This window comes from Stenotrophomonas sp. CFBP 13718 (assembly GCF_014842145.1).
Classification (GTDB): Bacteria; Pseudomonadota; Gammaproteobacteria; order Xanthomonadales; family Xanthomonadaceae; genus Stenotrophomonas.
In genome coordinates this window covers 375,757-394,625 of the sequence record NZ_JACYVC010000003.1, presented here as the reverse complement: position 1 = coordinate 394,625, position 18,869 = coordinate 375,757, and the positions used below count along the sequence as shown (strand labels likewise).

Genomic DNA, 18,869 nt, shown 5'->3' with positions numbered 1-18,869 from the left:
CCTCACCGCGGGTTGTCGTCCCCTCCGTTACAACAGAAGCGTGGCCGCATAGCCAACATCGCGGTCACCCACACTGATTGAAGAGGAGGGTGTTCCCCGATGGGCATGTTGATTGATGGCGTATGGCAGAAGGGCACGGCGGGTGCAGCGGGCGACGATGGGCAATTCCATCGCGAGGAAGCTTTGTTCCGTAGATGGCTGACGGCGGACGGCGGCAACGCCCCCACCGGTGAGCCGGCCGTGCAGGCGGAACCCGCCCGCTTTCGCCTCTATGTCAGCCTGGCCTGTCCGTGGGCCCACCGCACGCTGATCGTTCGCGCGCTGAAAGGTCTGGAAACCCTGATTCCGTTGTCCGTGGTGAACTGGCACATGGGCGACAACGGCTGGAGCTTCGCGCCTGGCCCGCTGGTGACGCCGGACCCCGAGCGCAATGCCACCTACCTGCACGAGCTCTACCAGGCGGCGAAGCCGGGCATGACCGGCAAGGTGACGGTGCCGGTGCTGTGGGACAGCGAGCGGAGTGAGATCGTCAGCAATGAATCCGCCGACATTATCCGCATGTTCAACGAGGCCTATGACGCGCTGGGTGCGCGTCCCGGTGACTTCTATCCGGCCGAGCTGCGAAGTGAGATCGACCGGATCAATGACAAGGTTTACGACGCCGTAAACAACGGGGTGTACAAGGCGGGCTTCGCCTCCACGCAGGAGGCCTACGAAGAAGCCATCGGGCCGCTTTTCGAGACGTTGGACGAGCTGGATGCCCTGCTGCAGACCCAGGAATGGCTGGTGGGCGGCGTCATGACCGAAGCGGACATCCGTCTGTTCACCACACTGATCCGCTTCGATTCGGTCTATTACGTCCACTTCAAGTGCAACGTGAAACGTATCGCGGACTACCCCGGCCTGCATGCGTTCGTGAAGCGGATGATGGACATCGAAGAGGTGGCATCGACGGTGAACTTCCAGCACATCAAGCACCACTATTACGGAAGCCATGCCCATCTGAATCCGTCCGGCCTCGTGCCCGCTGGCCCAGCGGAGCCGTACTGAAAATACAGCGGCAACAAGGGCTTGTAACCGGTTGCAGGCGCTGGCTGCGTTGCTTGCGCCAACCTGAACAGGCGCCGGTTCATCCCCGGGTACGCAATGTTGCGGCAATCTTCGAGGCACAGATTCGATTGTGCGGGGGCACTGATGACCCGCCAGCTTCGTAGCTGATCACCTTCCCGATTAGAGGATCCGATGATGCTCACTTCTACTGTTTTCAGCTTCCGTGGCTTGGCGCTGGCATTGGCACTCACCGCAGGCGTGACCGCCGCAGGCAATGCAGACGCGCTGTCGCGCAAGGACAAGAACACCCTGGTGGGTGCAGTGGTGGGCGGCGTGGCGGGCCATGTGCTGTCCAACGGCGACCCGCTTATGACGGCAGGCGGCGCGGTGGCCGGTGGTGCGATTGGTAATGTCGCCACCAAGGATCGCCGCAACAACCGCGATTACCGTTATGACCGTGGTCATCGCTATGACCGCGACCAGCGCTACCAGCGCACCAGCTACCGCGAGCGGGATCGCCGCCATGACCAGCGTCGCTGGGATGATCGTCGTGGCTATGATCGTCGCCACCACAACGGTGGCTGGCGCTGAGTAAGCCAAGAATGGGGTCAGAGCGCTTCCGCCATCCGGGAGCGGTCTGACCCTTTTTCTTGGCATCATGGTGGTTTCCGTCACACAGGGAGCCCCCATGGCACGCACGTTCAACATCGCCGTCATCCCCGGCGACGGCATCGGCAAGGAAGTGATGCCTGAAGGCCTCCGCGCGCTTGAAGCGGCGGCCAAGCGCTTCGATCTGTCGTTCAACTTCACCCACATCGACTGGGCCAGCTGTGCGTACTACCAGCAGCACGGTCAGATGATGCCGGACGACTGGAAGGCGCAGTTGCAGGACCAGGATGCGATCCTGTTCGGCGCGGTGGGCTGGCCTGACGTCGTGCCGGACCACATCTCGTTGTGGGGCTCGTTGCTGAAGTTCCGTCGGGAATTCGATCAGTACATCAACCTGCGGCCCGTGCGCCTGTTCGAGGGTGTGCCGTGCCCGCTGGCCGGCCGCAAGCCCGGTGATATCGATTTCTTCGTCGTGCGCGAAAATACCGAAGGCGAGTACACCAACCTCGGCGGCATCATGTACGAGGGCACCCCGCGCGAGGTCGTGATCCAGGAAACGGTGATGAGCCGCCACGGCGCGGATCGGGTGCTGAAGTACGCCTATGAGCTCGCGCAGTCGCGCGCACGCAAGCACCTGACCGTGGCGACCAAGAGCAACGGCATCGCCATCAGCATGCCGTGGTGGGATGGTCGTGCCGATGCGGTAGGTGCGGCGTATCCGGATGTGACCGTGGACAAGCAGCACATCGACATCCTGACGGCGCGCTTCGTGTTGCAGCCGCAGCGATTCGACGTTGTGGTGGCGAGCAACCTGTTCGGCGATATCCTGTCTGATCTGGGCCCGGCCTGCACGGGCACGATCGGCCTGGCGCCGTCGGCAAACCTCAACCCGGAGCGGACCTTCCCGTCCTTGTTCGAGCCGGTGCATGGGTCGGCGCCGGACATCTATGGCAAAGGCGTAGCCAATCCAGTTGCGATGATCTGGTCGGCGGCATTGATGCTGCAGTTCCTCGGTTGTCAGGCGGCCCACGACGCGATCCTTGCGGCGGTCGAGGGTGTGCTGGCGCGCGGTCCGTTGACGCCGGACCTGGGCGGCACGGCGACGACGCGCGAGCTGGGCGAAGCGGTGGCCTTGGCGGTCGCGGGGTGATTCCGCGTTCGCTACGTCATCCAATGCAGTGACGTCGCGGATGACGCATGGCGCGCCCACAACGCAACTTTCCTGATGTACCCGCAGGTTCACCGCTGCGCACGATAGGTCCCGCTGGTGCCGCAACGCGCCAGCCGGGATTGCAGTCCCGCATGACTAAGCGTGATTACCTCTGTTTTGCCCTCACGGGCACGGCGGAGAATGCATCGTCCTGCCGGAACCATGGCGGGCGATGTGTGGGGATGTTTCTCAATCCGCCGGCTTTTCGCGCTTGCTCACCGGTACTGCAACCCGCATCGTCCGCCACCTTGCAATCGGGCAGGTGGCCACAACCCGATGTGAGGCCACCGATGCTGCAGAAATCCCTCGAACACCAAGAACGCACCCCGCCCACCGGCAAGCCCAGCGCGGGCCTGCCTGACGCCCCGCGGCGCAGCCCCGAAGAGAGTGCCGCGCTGCTGACCAACTGCATGCGCGAAGGCGATAGCGAGGCCATGCTGTTCGTCCGCACCTTGGGCCTGCTCGCCGACGTGCATGGCATCAACGACATCGCCCGCGCCTGCGGTGGGCTGTCGGCCGATGCGCTGCGCCGGGAGCTGTCAGGGCAGCGGGCGCCGTCGCTGCAGACCGTGGTGAAGGTACTGCGCGCCATGGATCTGCGGTTCCGCGTGCGGCCTTCGTAGCGCGCTCGCAACGCCTGTCGGATCAGGTCGGCCAACACGACGTTTGTTTGACCAGCACGCCGTAACCGAGCAGGCATCCCGCCGCTTGGGCGGCGTGCTTTTTTTGTGCGCAGCACCCAGGATGGACGGTCTCTGGGTGCGGAGCTGCCAAGCAGTGCTCGTACGCACTGTTGCCGCGACCCAAGCAACCTCTCCAATGTTCTAAGCGCTCACGCCGCCGAGGCCGCGTTGCTCGTCGTTCCCCGTCCCCATAGCTTTGCTATATCCAGATTTTTTACAGCGTTCAGAAGCGATCTGCGTCTATGATGCCGCGAGGCTCGCTGGACGCCACATTTAACTCATTGATTTGCAACGTTTACAGCGGAATTGCTGAAAAGCTGTAAGTTACAGCGCGTTGCGGATCATTGCCGTGGAGTGATTTGTAAACCTAATCGAATCAGACGCTTAGCCCCTGTCTACAGCCCTTAACACGCGGCACGTTATTCTCCGCCCACATGCGCGCCACTTGCGGCGACGCACGACCGATCAGGAGGATCCGTTGTTCAAGTCCCGCTCCCTTACCCTGCTGGCGTTGTCCCTGGGCCTGGCGCTGTCCGCCTGCAAGCCCACGCCTTCGGCCGAAACGAACGCTGCGGCCGATCCGGCGGCGGCGACGCCTACTGCTGCGCCCATTACCGCTACCGCGGCTGACACCACGGCGGCGCAGTGCCCGCATGCCGATTTCAATGGATTCCTGACCTACTTCAGCAATGACATCGCCCTGCAGGAGAAGTCCGTAGCGGATCCGCTGACGGTTGAATCGGTGGATGCCGAAGCACAGCCGGAGCCGCGCCCGGTCACCAAGCAGGTGCCGCTGGCCGAGGTGGAATGGCCGGTGATGCCCGACACGGCCACGTTGCCGCGTCAGGGCCGGGAAATGCAGGTGACCCCGCAGGCCGATGGCAGCGTGCAGGTGCGCATCAACAAGCCGGACACCAGCGATCAGCAGACCTATACCTTCGCGCAGAAGCCGTGCTGGCAGCTGCAGAAGGTGGTGGACGAGTCGATCTGACCCACGCCCTTTGAACTGAGCCCGGCGCAGCCCGCTGACCGGCCTGCGCCTTTTCACGGAGCAGTACATGACGACAAAAATGGTCGCACCTGCCTTGGCGCTGATGCTGCTCACCGCATGCAATGCGCCGGACGCAACCGCCCCCGCCGCGGCACCGGCCACCGCTGCGCCGACGGCTGCTGCGGCAACGCCCGCACCGCCCACTGCACCTGCGTCGGCCGCTTCTGCGGCCACGCCCACCATCCCCCATCAGGACGAGACAGGAATGCACATCGAATGCCAGGGAACCCGCCTGACCGTGGCGGGTCTGCCTGCTGCCGGCAACGACGCGTCGCCGCAGACCCGGCTGGACCTTGAGAAAGACGGCCAGACGCGCAGCCTCGACAAGCCGGCCGAAATGGCCGACTACACCGCCGTGGGCCTGGCCTGCGTGCAGGACAAGGAAGGCGCACCGTACTTCGTCGTCCAGTACGGCGAGCTGCCCTTCGGTTGCCAGTTCTGCGAGTGGTTCTATCTGTATGACGCGCAGGGCAAGCAGCTGACCCACAGCACCCCGCCGTTGCGTGGCGAGGGCGATGCGCAGGAACCCAACAACGACGAATACGAGCAGTGGTTGAGCAAGCTCGGCGTGAATCATCCCGAGGTGACGTACTTCAAGCCTTGACGCGTTCAGGGATCCCGGCAACGGGATCCTCGCAACATGGAGCAACACCCCTTAAGGAAATTCCCTTTTTCATAGAATGGATCGCACCGCTATGCCTGACATCTACCAAGACATGGTCCAGCCCCGCGGGGCTGGTTACCGCAGTGATCAGATCAAACCCTACAGCCACTATCGTGAGCCGATCGACCAGACCGATGGCCGCCTGCACGGCGAGTCGCGGCGCTGGGGTGATGCCACCCCGGAAGTGCAATCGCGTGTCATCGATACGCTGATTGAATCGTCGCGGGACGCCGGGCTGTCGCCGCGCGAAACCGCGCACGTGCTGGCCATTGCCCGCGTGGAATCCGGCTTCAATCCGGATGCTGCGGCAGGCACCACGTCGGCCTCTGGCCTGGGCCAGTTCATCGACGGCACCGGCAGTGCCTACGGCCTGGGCAATCGCAACCGCTTCGATGTGGAAGCGCAGTCCGACGCGTTGGTGAAGCACTTCATCGACAACCGCGAACTGGCCCAGCGTCGCGGCCAGGGCGAGGAGTACATCTACAAGTACCACCATGATGGCCCGACCCGCGATTACGGCGGTCTGGGCTTGGCAGAGCGCAAGGTGCTGCCGCATCTGGATGAGTACACCCGGTTCGTCAACGAGCGCTTGGCGCAGTCGCAGGGCCAGACCCAGGCACCCGCGCAGACCCAATCGCAGGGCCAGGCACAGTCGACCGTGGGTGCTGCGGCGGCGGTGGGTGCTGCGGCAGGGGCCGGTGTGGCCGCGCTGCATGAGGCTCAGTCGCAGTCGCAGTCGCAAGCGCAGCCGGCCAGCCAGCAGTCGGCCAGCTCGTTCCAGCACACCATGCAGGTGATGCTGCCGCCGCAGAATGGCGTCAAGCCGCACATCACCGGCCACTACGGTGAAGAGCGCGGGCACAAGGACCACGGCGGCACCGACTTCAACTACGTCGGTGGCCAAGCCGGGCGCAACCTGCAGCATCCGACCATCAACGCGCCGATCTCCGGCAAGGTCACCTTCGCCGGCGGCACCTACGGCACGGTGAAGATCCAGGACGCGCAGGGCAATTCGCACGAGATCCTGCACATGCAGGGCGTGCAGGTGAAGGAGGGCCAGCAGATCCAGGCCGGCCAGCCGATCGGCACGATGGGCGGGCGCGGCCCGAATGGCGCCGATCAGTATGCGCAGCACGTGCATTACCAGCTGCGCGATCCCAGCGGCAAGCTGCAGAGCCCGGAAGCGTTCTGGGACCAGCGGCGGGTGCAGGATGCGCCGGCAGGCCAGATGCGGAGCGAAGAGGCTTCTTCGGTGCTGCGTCATGGCGCACGCGGTGAGGATGTCACGCGCCTGCAGAAAGAGCTCAACCAGGCCGGCGTACGCGATGCCCATGGCAAGCCGCTGGCCGAAGACGGACGTTTCGGTGACAACACCCGCGAAGCGCTGACCGCGTATCAGCGTGCCCAAGGCTTGAAGGCCGACGGCGTGGCTGGGCCGCAGACGCTGGGTCGGCTTGCCGAGCCGAAGCCCGCGGCGGACAGCCATTCGCACGCAGCGCCTGCACGTGGCCCGCAGCTCGGCGAACCGGGCCACCGGGACACGCCATTGCATGCGGCCATCCGCGCGCAGTTGCCGTCCGCGGTGTCCAACGACATGGCCGCGCACGTTACGCGCACGGCCAAGGAAGCGGGCATCGACAGTCCCGAGAAGCTGCAGTCGGTGGCGGTGCAGGACGGCAAGGCGTTCGTCATGGGGACCACGCCGGGCTTCCGCGCGATGGTGGACATGAGCCAGCCGGCACCTCCGGCCGAGCAGACCAGTGCGGCCTTGCAGGGCGAGAAGTTGAGCGCCCAGGTACAGCAGGGGCAGGAAGAGCAGCAGCGCGCCGCGGTGGCGATGCGCTGACTGCGGGGTCAGGCTCCTTTCGCTTGGCGGAAGGAGTCTGGCCCGTCATCAGCCGGGTATCACGCCGATGGTGGGGTACCCGGCTTCTCCATTTCCGCGACGGCGCGCTCCAGCGCCTCCAGTTTCTCCCGCGTGCGCAGCAGTACCGCGCGCTGCACGTCGAATTCTTCGCGGGTCACCAGGTCCAGCTTGCCCAGGCCGGCCTGCAGGGCGGTCTTGAATGTGGACTGCAGTTCTTCGCGCGATTGACGCAGGCCCGGCGGCACCAGATCGCTCAGGCGGCGGGCGAGGTCATCAAGATGGTTGAGGTCGATCATGGGGGCTCCTGGCCTGTCCGTGGCTGACAAGGATACTGCTGCATCGCGCCGGACGCTGGCAGGCGCTATCCTCGCGACCGGAGCAACGGAGTAAATACGATGAAGATGGTCATGGCAGTGATCAAGCCGTTCAAGCTTGATGATGTGCGTGAAGCACTGGCCGAGCGCGGTGTCACCGGCATCACGGTCACCGAGGTGAAAGGCTTCGGCCGGCAGAAAGGCCATACCGAGTTGTACCGCGGCGCCGAGTACGTGGTCGATTTCCTGCCGAAGGTGAAGCTGGAAGTGGCGGTCACCGATGACCAGGTGGAGGCGGTGGTGGAATCCATCGTCAAGGCCGCCGGCACCGGCAAGATCGGCGACGGCAAAGTGTTCGTCTATGAGTTGGGCAGCGTGGTGCGCATCCGCACCGGCGAGCTGGACGGCGACGCCCTGTAACGCGCCACGAAGCCAGACCGGCGCGGGGGACGGCGTGGGAACGACTTCGTAACTGCGTGGGAACGGTGGGGGGCTACTCCGGAACTACGCGTGGCGACGGTGGGGGAACGGCCGGGGTAGAGCCGACTTCAGTCGGCTGCTGTGTGGTTGAACGCAGCCGACTGAAGTCGGCTCTACCAACGGCAGAAAGGGCAGCCGACTGAAGTCGGCTCTACCGACGGCAGAAAATGCAGCCGACTGAAGTCGGCTCTACCAACGGCAGAAAATGCAGCCGAACCGGGTAGCGCCGAGCCACGCTCGGCGAGCGCAGCGGCGCTCTACCGCCCTCAGACCCGCTTCGCCCACGCGTAGAACCGCTTCCACCCGTGGCGAACGACCGCCACCCAGCCGGGATCCGCAACGCGCGCAGCCAAGGCCGCACTCGGCCGTTGGCCGGTCAGGCGCTGACGCATCTTCACCAGGTTCTTCAAGTCGCTGCGGCTGAGCTGCCGGGTGATCGGGTTGCGGCGCAGCCAGCGCGGGGTGCGCCAGGCCGAGGTGAAATCCAGCAGCACCGGTACGCCGGCGCTCACCACCACGTTGGTGCCGTGCAGGTCGTTATGGGTGATGCCTGCGGCGTGCAGCCGGTCCAGCGCCTGCTGCAACTGCTCGAAGACCTCCCCGCCCACCGCCTGTGCGGTACTCAGGGTCTGGCCGGGGATGTACTCCATGCCCAGGGCGAGTCCGCCGATGGTGCCCAGCAGGGCGGGCGCGTGCTTCCAGCCACTCAGCCGTTGCAGCATGTGCGCTTCGTGCCGGACCAGCACGCGGGCGAGCAGCGACACCGGCGTACCGCGATACCGGGTGTAGTCCTTGACCACGGCGGGCTGTCCGTCGAAGCAGGTGCGGTAGACATCCGGTTCCAGGAACCGTTCGCCGCGCTTGAGCAGCAACGGCGGCAACGCGGCATCGTCGCCGCAGGCAGGGGAGGGGGTAAACGTGGGGGCGTTCATGACGTTCTCTGACAGCCCGGTGGGTGGCGCAGAGCGTCAAGCGAACCGGTAAGGGGGGACTAGCTAAACTTTCGTTAATTTTAATACTGGTGAGTTCGCTAATCCATGCGTTGACGGCTTTGCCACCGGAACAGTGTGTGGCTGCTATTCGGACAATTGCGTCTCACTCATTATTTTGTGCGCTTTCCACATGTCTACGCTTGACCCGGGCCCCGCACCTACCGACCATTGCCTGTTACCTGCGCGCAGGTCGGGCCGCCCCTTCATCGGCACGTCCTCCGATCCTGTGCCAACGGCCCCGGTCCGCGCCGGCACCGCCCCTGCAACCTGCGTCCGGTCACCGCCGGAGGAAACCCAATGATCAAGATCGTGCTGGCCGTGCTGTTCGTCGCCTGCGTGCTGTACATCCATTACCGCGGAAAGGTCCGCGCCCGCTGGTCGCGTCAGCTGCTGGACCATTCCAGCTTCATGGCCCCGATCAACGTGGTGATGTACCTGTTTTCCAAGGTGCCCACCACGCCATTCCTGGATCCCGGCAAGGAGTTCCCGCAGCTGGAGCCGCTGCGCCAGAACTGGCAAGTGATCCGCGATGAGGCGCTGGCGCTGCGCGATGCACAGAAGATCGCGGCATCAAGCAGCTTCAACGATGCGGGGTTCAACTCGTTCTTCCGCCGTGGCTGGAAGCGGTTCTACCTGCGCTGGTACGGCCCGTCGCACCCCTCGGCCAAGCAGTTCTGCCCGCAGACGGTGGCGCTGATCGAATCGATTCCCGATGTGCGCGCAGCCATGTTCGCGCAGCTGCCGCCGGGCAGCGAGCTGCGTCCGCACCGCGACCCCTTCGCCGGTTCGCTGCGTCTGCATCTGGGCCTGAGCACGCCGAACGATGACCGCTGCTATATCGAAGTGGACGGGGTGAAGAAGAGCTGGCGTGACGGCGAGTGGATGATGTTCGACGAGACCTACATCCATCACGCGCACAATGAAACCGACCAGGATCGGGTGATCCTGTTCTGCGATATCGCCCGTCCGCTGCGCTTCGGGCTGCCGATGCTGTTCAACCGCGCGGTGGCCTCGACCCTGCTCGCTGGCGGTGCGTCGCCGAACCTGCCGGGTGATCCGACCGGTGGCGTGAACAAGGCCTTTGGTGGCGTATACAAAGTGCGGCTGAAGGCCAAGGCGCTGCGCGCGCGCAGCCCGCTGGCCTACCACGTGATCAAGTGGGGCCTGGTGGTCGCGGTGATCGCGGGAATCTGGGCGATCTGAAGGCGGCGCTCTGGAGCTAGAGGTCCAGCTCCAGGTGGGTACCGTGACAGCTGGATACGCAGGGCAGCATCAGCTGCGACTGCTGTCGCTCGTGGTCGCTCAGGATGCCATCACGGTGATCGACCTCGCCGCTGATCACTCGGGTGGCACAGCTGCCGCAGACGCCTTGGCGGCAGCCGCTCGGAATCGGAACGCCGCTGCGCAGCAGGAAGGCCAGCAGGCTTTCCTTGCCTTCATAGTGGAGTCGTCGACGCGACCGCGCCAGCACCACGTCGTACTCTTTTTGGGGTGGGCTGTCGGACACATGGGACGAAGCGCTGAAGCGCTCCAGGTGGGCATGGGGGATCTGCAATCGCTGACAAGCCTGCGCAAAGGCGTCGAGCATCGGCCCGGGCCCGCAGCAGTAGAAGTGCGCGTCGGACGGGTGTGCCGACAGCAGGGCAGGAAGATCAGGCGGGCCGTCGCATTCATCATCGAACAGGCAGGTAGGCACGATGCCCAGCATGGCGATGTCATCGAGGAACACCGCGTCGCTGCGCGAACGCGCGCCGTAGTAGAGCTGCACAGGGCGGCCCCGCGCGACAAGCTGCCGGGCCATGCACAGCAGCGGCGTGATGCCGATACCGCCGGCGATGAGCACGCTCTGTCCGGCATGGTCGTGCAGAGGGAACGCGTTGCGCGGCAAGGACACCTGCAATGGATCGCCTTCGCGCAGCTGCTCATGCAGATAGCGTGATCCGCCGCGTCCCTCGTCTACCCGCAGGATGCCTAGCTGGTAACACTGCGCATGCTGCGGAGGATTCATCAGCGAGTAGCTGCGCACCCGCGCATCCGGAAGTACCAGGTCGACATGCGCGCCGGCCGCGAATCCCACCAGCGGGACAGGGGTGGCCGGAGCGAGCTCGATCACGATCACGCGGCTGCCGCGGCGCTGCAGTCGGCTGACGAACGTGGACTGCCAGGCGGGCTGCGGGGACGCGGCCATGGTGAAGGACGTAGTGGCGTTCAAGGGGCTCGCTTCACGGCGTAGGTGTCATGAGTGCTCGTGCCCGATGCCCTTTCCGCGCAGGCCAGCAACACACACCCTGCGATGATGTCGGCAGCCTGCGCTGCGTGGTCAGGCGAGAGGCGGGACGGCGCGATGCGCAGGCAACGGTCTTCGCTATCAATACCGCTGCAGTGAGTCGTTCCCGCCGGCGTGATCGCCACACCGGCCTCGGCGGCCAAGCGGACGATGCGGCGGGCGCAGCCGGGCGGCACCCAAAGGGTGATGAAGTAGCCGCCGGATGGCCGGCTCCAGTACACGTCCTGCAGCGCCGAGAGCCGGTGCGCGAAAACCTGCTGGACGCGCTCGAAGCGCTGCTGCAACAGCGATCCATGCTGTTGCATGTGGCGCGCAACACCTGCTGCGTCCACGAAAAAGCGAAGGTGGCGGACCTGGTTCACCTTGTCGGGCCCGATCGTGCAACGCTGCTGGGCTGACAGCCACCAGTGCACACGCTGTGCACTGCCTCCCAGCATTGCGATGCCGGCGCCCGGGATGGTCATCTTCGATGTCGAGGCGAACAGCAGCGGACGATCCGGATGACCGGCCGTCGCGCAGGCGTCGTACAGGCCCGGCAGCGAGGATGCCTGCGGAGCAAAGTCATGGGCGGCGTAGGCGTTGTCGCAGAACAGGGTGAAGTCCGGCGCGGCGGTGTTCATCGTCGCCAGGCGGCGTATCACTTCCTCGCTGTAGATGGCGCCGCAGGGGTTGGAATGCCGTGGCACGCACCACATGCCGCGGATCAGCGGATCGCGGGCCGCCCGTTCCTCCACTTGGTCCATGTCGGGCCCATCGGCGCCCATCGGCACCGGCACCATCGCGATGCCATAGTCGCGGCAGATGGCGAAATGGCGGTCGTACCCCGGAACCGGGCAGAGGAAGCGCACTTCACTGGCGGCTGACCACGGGGCGTGCCCGGGCAACCCGATACGCCACGCCAACCCGATGGCCCCGTGCATCATCGCCAGGCTGCTGTTGCCGCCCACGGCGGCCTGCGCGGGCGGCACGCCGAGCAGCAGCGGCGCCAACAGGGCGCGCAGCTGCGGAATGCCCTGTTGCCCACCATAGTTGAGCCAATCCTGGCCGTCCTCGCTGTCGAACGGCGCCACTCCAGGCAGGGACAACATCGGGTAGGACAGCGCGGTCTGCTCGCGGGACGGCAGTCCGCGGGTCATATCCAGTCCCAACGGTGCGGCTCGGCAAGCGGCGTGCCATCTCAGCAATTTGCCGAGTCCGTCGGATCCATTGCAGGCGAGGATGGGACCGGTCATATCAGCCCGCCCCCAGCAACAACGCCGCCGCGTAGAGCGCGGTGCAGGCGATCAGGGGAATGAACACACTGCGCCGCCACAGGGCCAGCACCCCGGCGAACAGGACGATGGCCAGCTTCAACAGGCCATCGGTGTCCTGAAGATGGGCCGCAGGCCGCGCAAAGAAGGCCTCGCCGAACAGGGCGAGGTAGATCACGCTGCCCATCACCGCTGACGCCGCATGCTGGAGGAACCGGATCGCCGGGCTGTCCCGACGCAATGAAAGGCGGCGGAACACCAGCAGGGGGATGGAACGCATGAGGTAGGAGGCGGCTGCGGCGGTGCCGATCAGGGTCCATCCGTTCATGAGGCGTCCCCCTGTGAGTGGGCATCCATCGCACATAGCAGGGCGGCGATGCCCAACGGAACCACCAGCACATGCAGGCTGCCCAATGGGCCCCCGATCAGCGGAGTGAGCACGAAGCCGGCCACGGTGGCCTGCAGTGCCCGGTTGCCACCGGCTGCGTGGCAGGCCAGTGCGGTGAAGTGCACCGGCAGGATGATGGCGACAAGCTGTGCCAACTGTGCCGACGGGGAAGCGCCGATGAGGTGGCCAGCCGCCGTGGCCGCGATGGCGCAGCCCAGCGTTGTGATGCCGCAGCCGAGGTAATAGGCGTACGCATCGCCTGGTCCTGTGCTGCATCGATTGGAAAGGGTAAAGGTGGAAATGGACAACAGCTGGGCGGACAGCAGCGAACGCCCCAGGCTTATGTGCTGGAACTGCTCGGCAAGCACCGAAGACATGATCACGAAGCGGAAGTTGACCAGCACCGTGGCAACCAGCAGGGCAGCCACACCCAACGTGTCTGATTGCTGGACGATCAGGGCCTGCAGTGGGGCGGCATGGACGGTCAGGGTCATGGCGGTAGCCTGCAGGAGCGAGAATCCCGCCTTGCTGGCCAATGCGCCGATGGATGAGAACAGGAACAGGAAGGTCAGGCACACAGGCAGGGAGTCGCGGCATCCCTGCAGGAAGCTCTTGCGCGCGACACGCTGTGCATTCACCTCGCGTCTCCCGGATCATCAAGGCGGCAACGCAGCCCAGCGAGCAGCTGCACACTGTCAGCCAGCGTGCCGCCACGGGTTTCGAACCCCACCATGCCGCGCCAGCGGGCGGTGTGGATGGCAGCGACCAGCGCATCGAACGGCAGGGTGCCCGCACCCAACGGCAGGTGCGCGTCGCGATCCTGGTTGTTGTCACTGAAGGACATGCCGACGATACGACGGTGAAAACGCTGGAACATCGCGACCGGGTCGCCGCCGTTGACGTAGGCATGGGACACATCGAAGAAAAGATGCAGGTCAGGCACCTGTTCCAGCACCGTGGCGATTTCATCGGGAGTGGTGCAGATGTAATAGAAGGGATGGAAGCGGGTGTAGTTGGACAGGTTCTCCAGCCAGACCTCCACACCGCGTGCTGCTGCATAGGCAACCAGTGCGCGAAGGTTGGCGATCAGCTGGTCCAGTCCCGCCTGGCGTACGTCGGCGACCAGCCGTGGCTCCACCACGCCACCCCCGTGCACGATCAGCGGCGCGCCGCCCAGCCGGGCACAGACGTCGACTTCGCGGCACGCGTAATGGAGCGCCGCTGCGGCCAGCGCCGGTACGTCGCTGCCCAGCGGAGACTTGAAATTGCCGTGGTAGATCGGCCGCATGCCGGTCTGCTGCATCCGTTCCAGCAGTGCGTCCAGACGCGCTGGTGGGAAATCTTCCGGGCGTTCCCCGTGCAGGCTCCCGTCCACGTACCAGTGGCTGTAACCCTGTTGCAGGGCGCGGGCGAGGCCCGACTCGGCATCCAGGTAGTCCTGCTGGGCGGCGGCTGCCATGAAGTCCGGCCATGAGCTGGCGGACGAGGGGGGGAACGCTGGGTAATCGGAAGCCGGGGTGCGCATGGTCGACGCTCGCTGCAGGATGTGCAGCTACTCTGCCCACGGCAGGAGGCCTCGTATGTCAGTCAATGGCGACCCCGGCGATGGCGGTTTGCAGGCGTCTGCCGTAAGCGGATCGTCGCCACGGTAGGGCCGAGGTCGCTCGGCCCTACCCATCGTCGGTGACGTCAGCCTTTCAGTGCGGCCTGCACGAACGGCGGGGTCACCAGCACGCCGGTGTGCAGCGCGGCGGTGTAGTACAGGGTGTCGAACCCCTTGGCGGCAGCGTCGGACTGGCGGAAGTCGAATCCGCTTTCGCCCTTGCGTGCCAGCGTCACGCTCCACCAGCCGGTGGGGTAGCACGGCTGCGGGAACGGCAGGGTCTTGAACGAGCCGAAGCCGGCCTTGCCCATTTCCGTGCGCATTTCGTTGATCAGGTCCAACTGCATCAGCGGCGATTCGGACTGCTGCACCAGGATGCCGTCGTCCTTCAGGGCCTTGAAGCAGCTCTCGTAGAACGCCTTGTTGAACAGGCCTTCGCCCGGACCGACCGGATCGGTGGAATCGACGATCACCACGTCCACGCTGCCCGCCGGGCAGTTGGCCATGTAGGCCACGCCGTCGTCGAACATCAGCTCGGCGCGCGGGTCATCGTTGGAATCGCACAGTTCCGGGAAATGCTTGCGCGCCATCACCGTGACCTGCTCATCGATGTCGCACTGGGTGACGCTCTGCACGCCCTTATGCTTGAGCACTTCGCGCAGGGTGCCGCAGTCACCGCCACCGATGATCACCACGCGCTTGGGCGCGGCGTGGGTGAACAGCACCGGGTGGCTGATCATCTCGTGGTAGAAGAAATTGTCCTTGCTGGTCAGCATGATGGCCCCATCGATGGTCATCAGGTTGCCCCAGTCGGTGGTCTGGAAGATCTCGATCTTCTGGAAGGGCGACTGCACTTCGTCCAGCTTGCCGGTGATGTGGTAGCCGATCGCCGAGCCGGTGCGCTCGAAGTGCTCGATGTACCAGTTGTTGTTGTCAGTCATGGAGAAGCAATCCTGTTGTGAGGATGGGAAGCCGGGCGGGCGGCGGCAGGCCGCGTGGCGACCGACCCGTTCAGGTCCAAGGCAGCGACCACGGGCGCGGGCGCGCATGATAACGAACCCTTCGTCGATCAGGGGTTATCATGCACCCCCATTTTTACCAACCAGGCCGACTTCAATGACCGATTGGTCCCTCGACCAAGCCCGCAAGACCTACTCGATCCCGCATTGGGCGGACGGTTACTTCGACGTGGATCAGGCCGGGCACATGGTGGTGAGGCCGACCGGGGCCGATGGTCCGGTGGTTTCGCTGCCGGATGTGGTGGATGCGGCGCGCGCCAACGGGGCCAAGCTGCCCTTGCTGGTGCGCTTCCCGGACATCCTGGGCCAGCGCCTGGGCAAGCTGCAGGCCGCCTTCAAGCAGGCGCAGGCTGACTGGGAGTACCCGGGCGGTTACACGGCCGTGTACCCGATCAAGGTCAACCAGCACCGCGGCGTGGCCGGCACCCTGGCCAGCCACCACGGCGAGGGCTTCGGCCTGGAAGCAGGCAGCAAGCCGGAACTGATGGCCGTGCTGGCGCTGTCGCGCCCGGGCGGGCTGATCGTCTGCAACGGCTACAAGGATCGCGAATACATCCGCCTGGCGCTGATCGGGCGCAAGCTCGGCCTGCAGACCTACATCGTCATCGAGAAGCCGTCCGAGCTGAAGCTGGTGCTGGAGGAATCCAAGGCGCTGGACGTGATGCCGGGCCTGGGCGTGCGCATGCGCCTGGCCTCGCTGGGTGCGGGCAAGTGGCAGAACAGCGGCGGTGACAAAGCCAAGTTCGGCCTGTCCCCGCGCCAGCTGCTGGATCTATGGAAGTCGCTGCGCGATACCGAATATGCCGACTGCCTGAGCCTGCTGCATTTCCACATGGGCTCGCAGATCTCCAACGTGCGCGACATTGCCAACGGCATGCGCGAAGCGACGCGTTACTTCGTGGAAATGTCGCAGCTGGGCGCGAAGATCACCCACGTGGACGTGGGCGGTGGCCTGGGCGTGGATTACGAAGGCACGCGTTCGCGCAGCTTCTGCTCGATCAACTACGGCCTGAACTCGTATGCCGGCAGCATCGTGCAGCCGCTGGCCGATGCCTGCAAGGAACACGGCCTGACCCCGCCGCGCATCGTCACCGAATGTGGCCGGGCGATGACCGCGCACCATGCGGTGCTGATCGCCAACGTGTCCGAGGTGGAGCAGGCGATGGAAGGCCGCGTGCCGGACCAGCACGATGACGAGCCGGCATCGATCCGCCACCTGCGCGAGATCCATTCCGAGCTGGGCGAGCGTCCGGCGATAGAACTGTTTCAGGAAGCGCAGCATTTCCACGCCGAAGGCCTGTCCAGCTATGCGCTGGGCCAGATCGACCTGCCGCAGCGCGCGCGTATCGATGACTTGTTCTATGCCATCGCCCATGCCGTGCGTGCGCGCCTGAGCTTCGACGAGAAGAGCCACCGTCCGGTGCTGGATGAGCTCAATGAACGGCTGGTGGACAAGTACTTCGTCAACTTCAGCGTGTTCGAGTCGATCCCGGATGTGTGGGCCATCGACCAGGTGTTCCCGATCGTACCGATCGAGCGCCTGGACGAGCAGCCGGACCGTCGCGGCATCATTGCCGACATGACGTGCGATTCGGACGGCATGGTGGAAACGTACGTCGGCAATGAAACGCTGGACAGCTCGTTGCCGCTGCATGCGCTGCGGTCTGGCGAGAGCTACCGCATCGGGTTCTTCATGGTGGGTGCCTACCAGGAGATCCTGGGCGACATCCACAATCTGTTCGGTGATACCGATGCGGTGGAAGTGCGTGCGACGCAGGGCGGCTATGCGATCACCCAGCAGCGTCGCGGTGACACCACCGATGTGATGCTGGATTACGTGGGATACAGCCTGGACGAACTGCGTGCGACCTATGCCGAGCGCGTGGCGGCAGCGGACCTGAGCGCCGAGCGCGCGCAGGAATTGGCTGATGCCCTGGAAACGGGCTTGACCGGGTACACCTACCTGTCCGACGAACCGTTGGTCTGAACGACGCCGATTGACCGGTAGCGCCGAGCCATGCTCGGTGAGCGCAGCGGCCGATGATCGGCCCCATGACGGCTGGGAGCCGTCGTCAGCCTGCCGGCAACCACAGGGTGGCGCGCAGGCCGGGGTGGGCGTTGTCGAGCGCCAGCTCGCCGCCGTGGCTGGCGGCGATGTCGGCCACGATGGCCAGGCCCAGGCCGCTGCTGTTTTCGCGCTCGTCCAACCGCACGCCACGCTGCAGCACGGTCTGCAGCTGGTTCGGCTGCAGGCCGGGACCGTCGTCCACGATGTCGATACGCAGCCGCCCACCTTCTGCGTGGGCAAGCACCTGCACCTGCTGCGTTGCCCATTTGCCTGCGTTGTCCAGCAGGTTGCCCAGCATTTCCTCCAGGTCCGCCGCATCACCGGCGAACTGCAGCGCAGGATCGATGTCCTCGCTGGCGAACGCAACGCCGCGCCCGGCATGCACGCGCGCCATCAGCCGACACAGCGCGGACACCACCGGGGCCACGTCCGCGCGCTGCCGATGATCGACCGCCAGCCCCGCCGCGAGATACCGGTCGATGCTGCCCTGCATGCGGGCGCCCTGCTCGCGCACGGTCTGCCGCCACGTGGCCTGGGCTGCATCGTGGTCCGCCTCGGCCGCCAGCACGGTCAGCGGTGTCTTCAGTGCGTGCGCCAGATCCTGGGCGCTGGTGCGGGCACGCGCCACCATGCGCTGGTGATGGTCGAGCAGCGCATTGAGCTCATCCCCCAGCGGCGCGATCTCCGCACTCAGTCCGGCGGTATCCACGCGCTGCGCTTCGCCGCGCCGCACGCGTTCCACCTGCTGCCCGAGCCGACGCAATGGGCGCAGGCCGAAATGGATCTGGCTGGCCAATACGGCAAGCCAGGCGGCGACCAGCACCGCCAGCGCCAACGCACTGCGCTGCCGGAACTGCGCCACCTGTGCCTGCAGGTCACTGCGATCCAGCGCGACCAGCAGCTGCAGCGGGGCCTGAGCACGCGGAAGCCTGACCTCGCGCGCCAACACGCGCAGCGGCTGCTGCAGCGGGCCTTCGATGTCACTGGCGGTGCCCTCGCCGGGGGCTACCGGCGCGGTGAGGCTCTGGTCCCACAGCGACCGTGACTGCAGCAGCGGCGCGCCATCGGCGCTGCTCAGTTGCCAATAAGCGCCGGAGAACACACGCTGGAAGCGTGCTTCATTGGGCTCTTGCCGCAACACCACGCGCCCTTCGGCATCCACTTCGGCCTGCGCGAGAACGGTCAGCAGGTCCTGTTCCAGCGCAGCATCCAGGCTGTCACGCGCGGCGCGCTCGAACAGGTGTCCCAGCAGGGCGCTGGCAAGCGCTGTCACCAGCAGCAGACCGAGGCCACCGGCCAGCAACAGACGGTTGCGCAGCGAAGCGCGCTTCATG

19 protein-coding genes are annotated in these 18,869 nt (G+C 65.5%); 10 read left to right on the top strand and 9 right to left on the bottom strand.

Annotated elements, in window-relative coordinates; all coding sequences use genetic code 11:
* Positions 1–99: 99 nt before the first annotated feature.
* The 7 genes from IFT58_RS07625 to IFT58_RS07595 all read left to right on the top strand — a co-directional run bounded on the left by IFT58_RS07625 (position 100) and on the right by IFT58_RS07595 (position 7,113).
* A complete protein-coding gene (locus IFT58_RS07625; RefSeq protein WP_192094356.1) occupies positions 100–1,050 on the top strand; it encodes a glutathione S-transferase family protein in 951 nt (316 codons plus the stop codon).
* A gap of 195 nt (positions 1,051–1,245) precedes the next feature.
* The gene (locus tag IFT58_RS07620; RefSeq protein ID WP_188327374.1) at positions 1,246–1,641 is read left to right on the top strand and encodes a glycine zipper 2TM domain-containing protein; all 396 of its coding nucleotides are present in this window, start codon (positions 1,246–1,248) and stop codon (positions 1,639–1,641) included.
* Between the two features lie 97 nt (positions 1,642–1,738).
* A complete protein-coding gene (locus IFT58_RS07615; RefSeq protein ID WP_192094355.1) occupies positions 1,739–2,809 on the top strand; it encodes a tartrate dehydrogenase in 1,071 nt (356 codons plus the stop codon).
* A gap of 350 nt (positions 2,810–3,159) precedes the next feature.
* Positions 3,160–3,492, top strand: coding sequence for a hypothetical protein (locus IFT58_RS07610; RefSeq protein WP_192094354.1), 333 nt, complete (start codon positions 3,160–3,162; stop codon positions 3,490–3,492).
* A 538-nt stretch (positions 3,493–4,030) separates the two neighbouring features.
* Complete coding sequence (locus IFT58_RS07605; protein ID WP_192094353.1) at positions 4,031–4,543, top strand: hypothetical protein; 513 nt, start codon at positions 4,031–4,033, stop codon at positions 4,541–4,543.
* A gap of 67 nt (positions 4,544–4,610) precedes the next feature.
* Positions 4,611–5,207 (top strand): hypothetical protein, encoded by a 597-nt coding sequence (locus IFT58_RS07600; protein WP_249405621.1) that lies wholly within the window; start codon positions 4,611–4,613, stop codon positions 5,205–5,207.
* Between the two features lie 91 nt (positions 5,208–5,298).
* On the top strand, positions 5,299–7,113 hold the full coding sequence (locus IFT58_RS07595; protein ID WP_192094352.1) for a peptidoglycan-binding protein: 1,815 nt from the start codon (positions 5,299–5,301) through the stop codon (positions 7,111–7,113).
* A 59-nt stretch (positions 7,114–7,172) separates the two neighbouring features.
* On the opposite strand, the gene IFT58_RS07590 is transcribed toward IFT58_RS07595, so the two are convergent.
* The gene (locus IFT58_RS07590; RefSeq protein WP_188325313.1) at positions 7,173–7,430 is read right to left on the bottom strand and encodes an accessory factor UbiK family protein; all 258 of its coding nucleotides are present in this window, start codon (positions 7,428–7,430) and stop codon (positions 7,173–7,175) included.
* A gap of 99 nt (positions 7,431–7,529) precedes the next feature.
* Here IFT58_RS07590 and IFT58_RS07585 point away from each other — a divergent pair, with 99 nt between their 5' ends.
* The gene (locus IFT58_RS07585; RefSeq protein WP_192082244.1) at positions 7,530–7,868 is read left to right on the top strand and encodes a P-II family nitrogen regulator; all 339 of its coding nucleotides are present in this window, start codon (positions 7,530–7,532) and stop codon (positions 7,866–7,868) included.
* A gap of 326 nt (positions 7,869–8,194) precedes the next feature.
* On the opposite strand, the gene IFT58_RS07580 is transcribed toward IFT58_RS07585, so the two are convergent.
* Positions 8,195–8,860, bottom strand: a complete 666-nt coding sequence (locus IFT58_RS07580; RefSeq protein ID WP_192082245.1) for an RIO1 family regulatory kinase/ATPase — start codon at positions 8,858–8,860, stop codon at positions 8,195–8,197.
* A gap of 357 nt (positions 8,861–9,217) precedes the next feature.
* Here IFT58_RS07580 and IFT58_RS07575 point away from each other — a divergent pair, with 357 nt between their 5' ends.
* Positions 9,218–10,123 carry an aspartyl/asparaginyl beta-hydroxylase domain-containing protein gene (locus IFT58_RS07575; protein WP_188325310.1) on the top strand — a complete coding sequence of 302 codons (906 nt, stop codon included), beginning with the start codon at positions 9,218–9,220 and terminating at the stop codon, positions 10,121–10,123.
* 16 nt (positions 10,124–10,139) lie between these two features.
* Here the strand turns inward: IFT58_RS07575 and IFT58_RS07570 are convergent, their stop codons facing one another.
* The 6 genes from IFT58_RS07570 to speE all read right to left on the bottom strand — a co-directional run bounded on the left by IFT58_RS07570 (position 10,140) and on the right by speE (position 15,389).
* Complete coding sequence (locus IFT58_RS07570) at positions 10,140–11,132, bottom strand: PDR/VanB family oxidoreductase (protein WP_192094351.1); 993 nt, start codon at positions 11,130–11,132, stop codon at positions 10,140–10,142.
* A complete protein-coding gene (locus IFT58_RS07565) occupies positions 11,129–12,439 on the bottom strand; it encodes an aminotransferase class I/II-fold pyridoxal phosphate-dependent enzyme (protein ID WP_192094350.1) in 1,311 nt (436 codons plus the stop codon). The genes IFT58_RS07570 and IFT58_RS07565 overlap by 4 nt, the downstream gene beginning before the upstream one ends.
* A gap of 1 nt (position 12,440) precedes the next feature.
* On the bottom strand, positions 12,441–12,785 hold the full coding sequence (locus tag IFT58_RS07560; protein WP_192094349.1) for an AzlD domain-containing protein: 345 nt from the start codon (positions 12,783–12,785) through the stop codon (positions 12,441–12,443).
* On the bottom strand, positions 12,782–13,483 hold the full coding sequence (locus IFT58_RS07555) for an AzlC family ABC transporter permease (protein WP_192094348.1): 702 nt from the start codon (positions 13,481–13,483) through the stop codon (positions 12,782–12,784). Before IFT58_RS07555 ends, IFT58_RS07560 begins: the two co-directional genes overlap by 4 nt.
* Positions 13,480–14,304: a sugar phosphate isomerase/epimerase family protein gene (locus IFT58_RS07550; protein WP_197974567.1), complete on the bottom strand. Its 825-nt coding sequence runs from the start codon at positions 14,302–14,304 to the stop codon at positions 13,480–13,482. The genes IFT58_RS07555 and IFT58_RS07550 overlap by 4 nt, the downstream gene beginning before the upstream one ends.
* 230 nt (positions 14,305–14,534) lie before the next feature.
* Positions 14,535–15,389: a polyamine aminopropyltransferase gene (gene speE / locus IFT58_RS07545; RefSeq protein WP_192094346.1), complete on the bottom strand. Its 855-nt coding sequence runs from the start codon at positions 15,387–15,389 to the stop codon at positions 14,535–14,537.
* A gap of 175 nt (positions 15,390–15,564) precedes the next feature.
* On the opposite strand from speE, the gene speA reads away from it, so the two are divergent.
* Entirely contained in the window at positions 15,565–17,454 is a 1,890-nt protein-coding gene (gene speA, locus IFT58_RS07540; protein WP_188325303.1) for an arginine decarboxylase, read from the top strand.
* Positions 17,455–17,539: 85 nt separating this feature from the next.
* On the opposite strand, the gene IFT58_RS07535 is transcribed toward speA, so the two are convergent.
* On the bottom strand, positions 17,540–18,868 hold the full coding sequence (locus tag IFT58_RS07535; RefSeq protein WP_192094345.1) for a sensor histidine kinase: 1,329 nt from the start codon (positions 18,866–18,868) through the stop codon (positions 17,540–17,542).
* Position 18,869: the final 1 nt, after the last annotated feature.